Raw genomic sequence first — 11,061 nt, 5'->3', positions numbered from 1 at the left:
TTCACAAAGGGGATGAACTTCGCTACGCTCGCTGATCCCGAAAGCTCCGCTTTGAAAACAAAGAATCCAAATTTAAAAATACAAGTAAACTTGATTTTTAAATTTGGATTCTTTGTTTATTCGTGACCCCGGAGGGATTCAAACCCCCAACCCTCAGAGCCGAAATCTGATGCGCTATTCAGTTGCGCCACGGGGCCTTAATCAACCTAAAAAAAATTAAGCTAATTTATTTTTTACGATAGTAGAAATTGTTTTTCCGTCTGCCTTACCAGCTAACTGAGAAGATACCATACCCATAACCTTACCCATATCTTTCATGCCCTCTGCACCTGTTGTAGCTATTACATTTTCTACAACTGCTGCAATTTCATCCTCCGACATCTGTTCTGGTAAAAACTGCGCTATAACCTCTGCTTGTGCCAATTCTGGGGCAGCTAAGTCTTCTCTCCCTTGCTCTGTGTATATAGCGGCGCTATCCTTACGTTGCTTCACAAGCTTCTGTATAATTTTTACTTCTTCGTCTTCACTCAACTCTGTTTTAGCACCAGATTCTGTTTGTGCCATTAATAAAACAGATTTTATAGCTCGTAATGATTCTAAGGCTACGCTATCTTTAGCTTTCATAGCTATTTTCATTGCCGTCATTACATCTTGTTGTAAGCTCATAATCTATAATTTTTTTGGAATACGAAGATAAAAAAATAAACCCGAAAACAATTATTGCTTTCGGGTTTATACACTAAATTATATAGTTAAAAAACTACACTAATCTACATTGTCGTGCAAATAAGAATTGTTAGAACGCATTTGAATATCATCCCCATCATCACTTAAAGTGGTTCTAGACATTCTATTCTCTGTGTTATTCTGATTTAAATCTACACCTTGACGCAAATAAGCTGGCTTAGTTTCCATATCATTTACGTTATTGATATTATTTTTAAACTTATGATTAAAGTCTTTTAACTTTCTTCTACGCTCATCTGCTCTATTTTTAAGCAAATGTTCTATTGGCGTATTCATTGGATCCACGTCTACATCTAGCTCCTTTACTTCCGGAGCAGGCATAGGTTTTGGAGCCTCTGCTACTTTCTGAACAACTGTTTTTCTTTCAAAAGCCAATTCTTCATCTACAACCTTAGGTTCAATTTTTTCTGCTTTAGACTTAGCTCCTGTAAGTTCTTTCTCTAGCTCCATATAGTCATCTAAACTATATCTTTTTTCACCCTCCTTATTATATTCTAAAACAGGAACAACTTCTACATGGTCGTTAACATCCATATCATTTACATCTTCATCTAAACTAAATGTAATTGTATGTTCTTTTTCTTCCTCTTCTACTTTTTGTTCTCTACGCGGAATATCATCAAAACTAAATGCAAATTGATCTTCATCTTTTACAGCCTTTACTTCTTCTGCATCTACAACATTAAAATCGTTTACATCTACAATAACAAAATCTTCTTCTTTAGGTACTTCTGCTATTACTTCATCATAAAAAACATTAAAGTTTTTTATAAAGTTTGTTGTTGGTATTAAATCCATTTCTGGCTTTTCTTCCTCAAACAATGTATGCTTAATCACTTCTGGCTCAGCAGGCGTAACTTCCTTTTTTACAGGACTAGTCTCTGTCTCCACAACTTCATATAAAACATTAGCGGTAGCAGGTGTTAAATTGTGCACAGCCTTTTGCTCATCTTCTAAAGTGTGAATTATTTTTTTAGACTCAGTGTTTACTATATCATCTTGCTGATCTACATTAAAACCCGTAGCAATAACCGTTACAGCGATTGCATCTCCTAGGCTTTCGTCTTCACCAACACCCATAATAATGTTAGCTCCATGACCTGCTTCTGTTTGAATATGATCGTTAATTTCACCTATTTCATCAATAGTAATCTCCTGAGCACCAGAAACTATTAATAATAATACGTTTTTAGCACCCGCTATTTTATTGTCATTTAATAACGGAGAGTCTAATGCTTTAGTAATGGCTTCATGCGCTCTAGAAGAACCAGATGCATTTGCAGAACCCATTATTGCAGTACCGCTATTAGACAGTACTGTTTTAGCGTCACGTAAATCTATATTTTGTGTATAGTGATGTGTTATTACTTCTGCGATACCACGTGCAGCAGTAGCTAATACTTCATCTGCTTTAGAGAAACCGGCTTTAAATCCTAAGTTACCGTATACTTCTCTAAGTTTATTATTATTAATAACAATTAATGAATCTACATTAGCACGAAGTTTTTCTATACCAGTCTGAGCTTGCTGGCATCTCATTTTCCCTTCGAACAGAAAAGGCATAGTTACAATACCCACAGTTAGGATATCCATACCTTTTGCTTGTTTTGCTATTACAGGAGCAGCTCCAGTACCTGTACCACCACCCATACCAGCAGTAATAAAGACCATTTTAGTATTAGAATCTAACATATTTTTTATGTCTTCCATACTCTCTATAGCTGCCTGCTCACCAACTTCTGGATTTGCACCTGCGCCCAAACCTTCTGTTAATGTTACACCTAATCTTATTTTATTAGGCACTGTGCTATTTTCTAGTGCTTGTGAGTCTGTATTACAAACTATAAAATCCACACCATTTATCCCGGCTTGGAACATGTGATTAATGGCATTACTACCACCGCCACCAACACCAATGACTTTTATTACGTTACTTTGATTTTTAGGCAAATCAAAAGAAATATTACTTTCTAATTCAGCGTTCTTGCTCATACTGTTATTTTACTGAGTTACTCTTTTTTCAATTTTCTATATATGCGTTACTCTGCATTATCTAAAAAGTCTTTCAACTTATCAGACCATTTCTCAAAAATGGATTTACGTTCTACTTTTACTTCTTTTTTAGGAGCTGCTTCGCTTGCCTCTTCTTGCCTATAGTCACTCTCACCTGCACTTACATTCTCTACAGCCGCAATTTCTTCTGCTTCTTCTTTAGCTTCTAAGGCTACAGCTTTATTTTTTGCATTGGTTTCAATTGCATTCATTAACAAACCAACACCTGTTGCATATAATGGGCTAGCAATATCTTGATCAGAATCTCCTGCCAAATGCTCGTTAGGATAACCTATTCTAGTATCCATACCTGTTATATACTCTACTAATTGCTTTAAGTGTTTTAATTGGCTACCACCACCAGTTAAAACAATACCTCCAATTAATTTTTTCTTTTGGTCTTCATGTCCATAATTTTTTATTTCCATGTACACCTGCTCTATAATTTCTACAACGCGGGCGTGTATAATTTTAGAAAGGTTTTTAAGTGTAATTTCTTTAGGTTCTCTACCTCTTAATCCTGGTATAGAAACTATTTCATTATCCTTATTTTCTCCAGGCCAAGCAGAACCAAATTTTATCTTTAGCAACTCAGCTTGTTTTTCTATAATAGAACAACCTTCTCTTATATCTTCTGTAATAACATTACCTCCAAAAGGAATTACAGCAGTATGTCTAATAATACCATCTTTAAAAATGGCTACATCTGTTGTACCGCCCCCTATATCTATTAAAGCTATACCTGCTTCTTTTTCTTCTTGACTTAATACTGCATTTGCAGAAGCCAAAGGTTCTAATGTAATACTACCCAAATCTAGGCCTGCACTTTTAATACACCTGCCCACATTTTTAATAGACGAAACCTGACCTACTACCACATGGAAGTTGGCCTCTAACCTACCGCCATACATACCAATAGGCTCCTTAATCTCTGCTTGTCCGTCTACTTTATACTCTTGCGGTAATACATGGATAATTTCTTCGCCAGGAAGCATTATTAATTTATAAACCTGATTTACAAGAATATCTACATCATCTTCATTAATAACTTGCTCAGAATCTGGTCTTGTAATATAATCGCTATGCTGTAAACTACGAATATGCTGACCAGCAATACCAACAACAACAGAGCTTATTTTTAAACCAGAAGCAGCTTCTGCCTCTTCTACTGCCTGCTGTATAGATTTTATAGTTTGCGTAATATTATTTACTACACCTCTATGCACACCTAGACTCTTAGATTTACCAATACCTAAAACCTCAATTTTACCGTACTCGTTTTCTTTACCAATAATGGCAACAATCTTAGTTGTTCCTATGTCTAATCCTACTGAATATTTACCTGGTTCCATAACTTAAATTTTGGTGCACACCACTTGATTATTATATTCTAAACTAACAGCTTTATAATCACCTAAAGCTTTATCTTTTATTGCTTTACTATAAAAAGCCTTGTAATTATTAAACTTAGCCTCTAAATTGCTAACGCTACCCAAATTCACAACATAATCTTCTAACCGAAGTTTTAATTGCAAATCATTAGTACCAACAACGTTTATACCAATAATGTTTTTCTTTAAAAAATCATCGGCATTAATAAAATTCAGAAAAGCAAAGCAATTCTGAAGACTTTCATCTGTAATCTTACCAGTAATAATTGGCACCCTTGCAGAATGGTTGCTAGATAAAGGCATACGTTTACCATCGTCATCCAAATAAAAATTGGAATTCCCCTCTATACGCCCTAAAGGTTTGCGTTGAACAATTTTAGATGTAAGCCCCCCATTTACAGTAAGATAAACCTGAGCACTCTTAACCATTTCATTGGCCTCTAAAACTTTTTCCACTTTGTTCAAAACTAACGCATCTTTTGGCACGTTTGTAAGGCTTCCCAGATTTTGTATTAACAATTTATTAACCGTTTGCTGAGTTATAAACAAATTGTCTTCACCTATAAACTCAACTGTAGAATTTATTATTTTTTTAGACTGATGTCTTTCTCCGCAAAAAGCGTATACTCCTGATAACAAGACTAAAAGAAACCCAAGTTTTATGTAATTCCAATTGATCTTCATTCTACAAAAGCATTTTTAATTTTATCAATCTCTTGCCCAATATCTCCTGCACCCATAGCAACTAAAACTTCAGGAGCCTGTCTTTTTATCTCATTTATTAAATCTATTTTAGAACAGATTTTTTTATTCGGATTATTTATTTTACTCAACAACCATTCAGATGTAACACCTTCAATTGGCGCTTCTCTTGCCGGATAAATATCTAACAAAATAATACTCTGAAATTGCGACAAACTAGTTGCAAATTCTTCAATAAAATCTTTTGTTCTAGAAAACAAATGTGGTTGAAAAATAGCAACTGTATTTTTATTTGGATGCATTTCTGACACAGCATCATACACTGCATTTATTTCTGTAGGATGATGCGCATAATCATCTATAAAAACAAAATTATCTTGCTTAATACGATATGAAAATCTGCGTTCTACCCCCTTAAAAGTACCTAAGGCTGCAGCAACTACATCCGGAGATTTACCAGCCTCTAAAGCCATAGCAAATGCAACCAAACCATTTAATAAATTATGCCTTCCGGGTTTATTAAATTTCACCCCATTAATAACAGAATCTGGTGTTTTTATAGTAAAAATATAAGACCCATTTTTAATTTTTATATCTGTAATACAAAAATCAGAATCATCATCTATTCCGTATGTAATACCTGTTAACGGCAAACCATTACGAACAAATAATTTACCTCCCGGTTCTAACCTATTTACATACGCCACAAAAGCATCGTTTAGACCATCTCCTGTACCATAAATATCCAAGTGATCTGCATCCATAGAAGTAACACAAGCTACATTTGGCGATAACTGTAAAAATGACCTATCAAACTCATCTGCTTCAACTACAGAGTAATCATTTCCTTCTAATAAAAAATTACTATTAAAATCTTCGGATATACCACCTAAAAAAGCAGTAATTGGCGTACCTGTAGCATGTAACAAATGTGCTAAAATACTAGACGTTGTAGTTTTACCGTGCGTACCTGCAACACCAAAACAAAATGTGTCTTTTGTAATAAGACCTAAAACTTCAGATCTTTTTTTAATACTAAAACCTTCTGTTGAATAGTAATTTAACTCTAAGTTATTTTTAGGCAGAGCAGGTGTAAACACAACTAACGTAGTATCTATATTTTTATAATTTTCAGGTATTACAGCTACATTATCTTCATAATGTATTTCTATCCCAGATGCAGCAAGCTCTTTTGTCAAAGGAGTTTCTGTTTTATCGTAACCAGCAACCTCTTTACCAATAAATTTAAAATAGCGAGCCAAAGCAGACATACCTATGCCACCTATACCCAAAAAATAAACGCTATGTATATCTTTTAAATTCATTTTTTTATTAACTTTTCTACTTCTAAAGCAATGTTTTTAGTTGCATTTGGCAACGCTTGCTTTTTTATATTTTCACTTAATTTTAATTGCTGCTCTTTACTACCTAATAAATCAGTAAAAACAGTTTTAAAATTTGAGTCTAATTCTTTTTCCCTAAGCAATATCGCAGCATTTTTATCTGCATACGCTAGTGCATTTTTTGTTTGATGATCTTCTGCAACATTTGGCGACGGTATAAACAGTACCGGCTTACCAACTATACTTAATTCTGACACAGAACCTGCGCCTGCTCTAGAAATAATTACATCTGCAGCAGCATAAGCACAATCCATTTTATTTAAAAAATCGAAAACCAAAACATCATCAGTTTGACAGCTTTTATACTCATCATAATACAACTTACCACACTGCCAAACAACCTGCATACCTAAAGACTTAAACAAGGGCAATTGCTCTTTAATTAGCACATTAACTCTTCTTGCACCTAGACTACCTCCCAAAACAAGCAAAACAGGTTTCTCCGTATGTAAACCAAAGAAATCTAGAGCTTCTTGCTTAGAGACATTCATCTCTACCAAATCTTTACGAACAGGGTTGCCTGTTTTTATAATTTTATCTGCCGGAAAAAAACGATCCATACCATCATAAGCAACGCAGATTTTTTTCACTTTATTTGCCAATAGTTTATTGGTAATACCAGCATAAGAATTCTGTTCTTGTAATACGCAAGGAATATCTTTACCCGCAGCCATACGCAATAAAGGTCCGCTTGCAAAACCACCCGTACCAATTACCACATCTGGCTTAAATTTCTTTACTATACCTCTAGCCCTTATTAAACTACTAATCAATTTAATTGGAAATAGCATGTTCTTAAACGTAAGCTTACGTTGCAATCCAGATATCCACAACCCTTCTATTTTATAGCCGGCTTGTGGCACTTTTTCCATTTCCATTCTGTCTTTAGCACCTACAAACAAAAACTCGGCATCAGGATACATATCCTTTAGCTCATTTGCTATAGCTATAGCCGGATAAATATGTCCGCCTGTACCTCCGCCAGATAATATAAATTTATAATTGCCCACTTAACACTTCTAAAGGATTAGACTCGTCTTCTACTTCAATCTCTTTTTCTGGATTTTTATTACTTGCACTAAGCACAATACCTATTGCCAAACACGTCATCCAAATAGACGTACCACCACTACTAATAAGTGGCAATGTTTGCCCTGTTACAGGAAATAATTCTACTGCAACAGCCATATTTATAAATGCCTGAAAAACTATTGGCAAACCTACGCCTACCGCTAATAATTTACCAAACACTGTTGGATTTGAATTCGCAACTACCACTATTCTAAACAACAATAAGAGGTAAAAAAACATTACTATTAAACCACCAACTAATCCATATTCTTCAACAATAATAGCATAGATAAAATCTGAAGAACTCTGCGGCAAAAAGTTTTTTTGCACACTTTTACCCGAACCCTTACCTAAAATACCTCCTGATGCAATTGCAATTTTAGCGCGCTCTATTTGGTAATCTTCACTTGTATCTTCACCATTAGTGAAATTAGAAATTCTATTTTCCCAAGTATCAATTCTATTATCAAACAAATCCGGAACCGCTTTAGCTACAAGCACAAACAATGCTAAACAAGCAATACCAGTACCCACAATACCTAACAAATATTTAATAGGATATCCACCTAAAAAAGTAAGCATTAATACCATAAAAAATATAATAGCTGCTGTAGAAAAGTTTGCTGGCAGTATTAACACTACAACTAAAAAAACAGGTATCCATAAAGGCAGAATACTCTCTTTAAAAGTTACCGTCTTATTTTTTATTTTAGCTAAATAACGAGCAACATAAATCATTAAAACAACTGCAGCCAAGGTAGATGTCTGAAAAGAAACACCCACAAACGGAATACTAATCCACCTACTAGCGTTTGCACCACCAATTGTTTTTCCCTGAGCTAATGTATACCCCAAAAGCAACAAAACAATAGGCATTGCTATTAACGACAAGCCTTTAAAAAAATGCATTGGTATTCTATGCACTGCGTAAATAATACCAAAACCCAGCAATAACAGAAAAGCGTGTTTAACCAAATGGCTAACTGCCGTACCGTTACCTACCACATACACTAGATTACTACTAGCACTGTAGACTGGTAAAAATGAAAATAATGCCAATAGCGCAACTATGCCCCAAATAGCCTTATCTCCCTTTATATTTTTGATAGCATCTAACACCTTTTATAAACTTTTAACTGCTGCTTTAAATTGATTTCCTCTGTCCTCGTAATTTTCAAATAAATCGAAACTGGCACAGGCTGGCGATAACAATACCGTATCTCCGCGCTGACCTATTTTATATGCCATTTTTACCGCCTCATCCATTCTTTGTGTTTCCACAACTAAATCTACAACGTTCCCAAATTCTTCTATAATTTTAGAGTTATCTACGCCCAAACAGATAATAGCTTTAACTTTTTCTCTTACCAACGGCATTAACGACTTATAATCGTTACCCTTATCTACACCACCAACGATCCAAACGGTAGCTGTTTTCATACTTTCTAAGGCGTAATACGTGGCATTAACATTAGTAGCTTTAGAATCATTTATATAGGTAACATGTGCAATCTTTAACACATTCTCTAAACGGTGCGCTGCACCCTGAAAATTCTCTATACTAGCTCTAATAGTTGCTTTTCTTATGTTCACTAATTTAGAAGCTGCCGAAGCTGCCATTGTATTTTTTAAATTGTGTTTTCCTTCTAAAGCTAAGTTATCTGTCGTCATCTCTATTGTATTATTTTGGGTCGTTATATGTATCTTATTATTCTTTAAACAAGCACCTTCTTCAAGTTCTCTCTCAATTGAAAAGGGTATTAATTTTGATTTAACCGGGTGTTTCTCTAACCAACTTACGAGCACTTCATCATCTGCATCATATATTAAAAAATCTTCCGATGTTTGGTTCTCTGCAATTCTAAATTTTGATGCGATATAGTTGTCAAACTCATAATCATATCTATCTAAATGATCTGGCGTAATGTTTGTAATAATTGCGATATGCGGCTTAAAATCTACAATACCATCTAATTGAAAACTACTAATCTCTAACACATAATAGTCAAAGTTGTTTTCAGCAACCATCTTAGCATAACTATCACCAATATTACCAGCCATACCACTATGCAAACCAGCTTCTTTAAAAATATGGTTTACCATCATTGTTGTAGTAGTCTTGCCATTACTACCTGTTATACCTATAACAATTGCATCTGTATATTGTGTTGCAAATTCAATTTCCGAAATCACAGGTACGTTTAACTTGACTAGCTTTTTCACTAGCGCCACCTTATCTGGTACACCTGGACTTTTCATCACTAAATCTGCATTTAAAATTTTAGATTCCGTATGCTGTTCTTCTTCCCAGTCTATCTCAAAATGTTTAAGAACTTCTTTATATTTATCTTTTATTTTCCCTTTATCAGACACAAAAACATCGTATCCTTTTTTTAATCCTAAAAGCGCTGTACCCACACCACTTTCTCCACCACCAAGAATTACTAGTCTCTTCACCTTATCTAACTTTTAAGGTTACAAAAGTGATAATAGCAAGTAGTATGCTCACAATCCAAAAACGGGTTACAATTTTAGTCTCATGGTATCCTTTTTTCTGATAGTGATGATGTAAAGGCGCCATTAAAAATATACGCTTACCCACACCAGAAACTTTCTTTGTATACTTAAAATATCCAACCTGTAGCATTACAGAAATAGACTCGGCAAAAAAGATTCCGCATAACACAGGGATAATTAATTCTTTACGTACTATTATTGCAATAACAGCAATAACACCACCAATTGTTAAGCTACCCGTATCTCCCATAAATACACTTGCCGGATACGTATTGTACCAGAGAAACCCAATAAGAGCCCCCACAAAAGCGGCAATAAAGACCACAACTTCTCCTGACCTAGGAATAAACATTATGTCTAAATAATCTGAAAAAATAATATTACCAGAAACCCAAGCAAAAATGCCCAGTGTAAATACAATAATTGCAGACGTACCAGCTGCCAAACCATCTATGCCGTCTGTTAAATTTGCACCGTTAGACACTGCTGTTACAATAAAAATTACAATAGGAATAAAAATTAACCAACCATAATCTGCCGCACCATCTCCCATCCAAGAAATTAAACTTGTATAGTCTAGCTCATTATTTTTTATCAAAGGCACAGTCGTTATCATAGACTTAATCTCGGGCACCGCTATTGGCATAACCTCAGATCCTTTTTGTACAATACCAGCAATAGCATTTTCTTTAATAGTAACTTCTGGATGAAAATAAAGTGTACTACCTACAATAAGTCCTAATACAACCTGACCAAGTATTTTAAACTTACCCTTTAATCCCTCTTTATCCTTTTTAAACGTTTTTATATAATCATCTATAAAACCAATAACTCCCATCCAAAGCATAGTAACTATTAGGAGTATTATATATATGTTATCTAATCTGGCAAACAGCAATACAGGAATTAAGGTTGACAAAATAATTATTAACCCACCCATTGTTGGTGTACCAGCTTTTTGTTTTTGACCTTCTAGACCTAAATCTCTAACCGTTTCTCCAATTTGCTTTTTCTGAAGAAAAACAATTATCTTTTTACCATAAACAGTAGCAATCAACAATGAAACAATTATTGCCATAGCAGCCCTAAAAGTTATAAACTGAAACAAACTAGCTCCGGTTAACTGATACTCTTTTTCTAAAAACTCAAATAAATAATATAACATATATTGTTTCTTG

9 protein-coding genes and 1 tRNA gene are annotated in these 11,061 nt (G+C 34.5%); all 10 read right to left on the bottom strand.

Annotated features, from left to right (window positions below; all coding sequences use genetic code 11):
• Positions 1-123 precede the first annotated feature (123 nt).
• The 10 genes from M4I21_RS08755 to mraY all read right to left on the bottom strand — a co-directional run bounded on the left by M4I21_RS08755 (position 124) and on the right by mraY (position 11,048).
• Positions 124-197, bottom strand: a tRNA-Arg gene (locus M4I21_RS08755).
• 19 nt (positions 198-216) lie between these two features.
• Positions 217-666, bottom strand: coding sequence for a GatB/YqeY domain-containing protein (locus M4I21_RS08750; RefSeq protein WP_249558727.1), 450 nt, complete (start codon positions 664-666; stop codon positions 217-219).
• A gap of 99 nt (positions 667-765) precedes the next feature.
• Positions 766-2,739: a cell division protein FtsZ gene (ftsZ, locus tag M4I21_RS08745; protein WP_249558726.1), complete on the bottom strand. Its 1,974-nt coding sequence runs from the start codon at positions 2,737-2,739 to the stop codon at positions 766-768.
• A gap of 47 nt (positions 2,740-2,786) precedes the next feature.
• Complete coding sequence (gene ftsA, locus M4I21_RS08740) at positions 2,787-4,151, bottom strand: cell division protein FtsA (protein WP_249558725.1); 1,365 nt, start codon at positions 4,149-4,151, stop codon at positions 2,787-2,789.
• A gap of 3 nt (positions 4,152-4,154) precedes the next feature.
• Positions 4,155-4,874, bottom strand: a complete 720-nt coding sequence (locus tag M4I21_RS08735) for a cell division protein FtsQ/DivIB (RefSeq protein ID WP_249558724.1) — start codon at positions 4,872-4,874, stop codon at positions 4,155-4,157.
• Positions 4,871-6,217 carry a UDP-N-acetylmuramate--L-alanine ligase gene (murC, locus tag M4I21_RS08730; RefSeq protein WP_249558723.1) on the bottom strand — a complete coding sequence of 449 codons (1,347 nt, stop codon included), beginning with the start codon at positions 6,215-6,217 and terminating at the stop codon, positions 4,871-4,873. Before murC ends, M4I21_RS08735 begins: the two co-directional genes overlap by 4 nt.
• Complete coding sequence (murG, locus tag M4I21_RS08725; RefSeq protein ID WP_249558722.1) at positions 6,214-7,305, bottom strand: undecaprenyldiphospho-muramoylpentapeptide beta-N-acetylglucosaminyltransferase; 1,092 nt, start codon at positions 7,303-7,305, stop codon at positions 6,214-6,216. Before murG ends, murC begins: the two co-directional genes overlap by 4 nt.
• A complete protein-coding gene (locus M4I21_RS08720) occupies positions 7,292-8,485 on the bottom strand; it encodes an FtsW/RodA/SpoVE family cell cycle protein (RefSeq protein WP_249558721.1) in 1,194 nt (397 codons plus the stop codon). Before M4I21_RS08720 ends, murG begins: the two co-directional genes overlap by 14 nt.
• 3 nt (positions 8,486-8,488) lie before the next feature.
• On the bottom strand, positions 8,489-9,823 hold the full coding sequence (murD, locus tag M4I21_RS08715; protein WP_249558720.1) for a UDP-N-acetylmuramoyl-L-alanine--D-glutamate ligase: 1,335 nt from the start codon (positions 9,821-9,823) through the stop codon (positions 8,489-8,491).
• Position 9,824: 1 nt separating this feature from the next.
• A complete protein-coding gene (gene mraY / locus M4I21_RS08710; protein WP_072303322.1) occupies positions 9,825-11,048 on the bottom strand; it encodes a phospho-N-acetylmuramoyl-pentapeptide-transferase in 1,224 nt (407 codons plus the stop codon).
• Between the last annotated feature and the right edge of the window lie 13 nt (positions 11,049-11,061).

This window comes from Cellulophaga sp. 20_2_10 (genome assembly GCF_023476645.1).
Classification (GTDB): domain Bacteria; phylum Bacteroidota; class Bacteroidia; order Flavobacteriales; family Flavobacteriaceae; genus Cellulophaga.
Note: the sequence above shows the minus strand (reverse complement) of the source record. Positions and strands in the feature narration are given on the sequence as shown.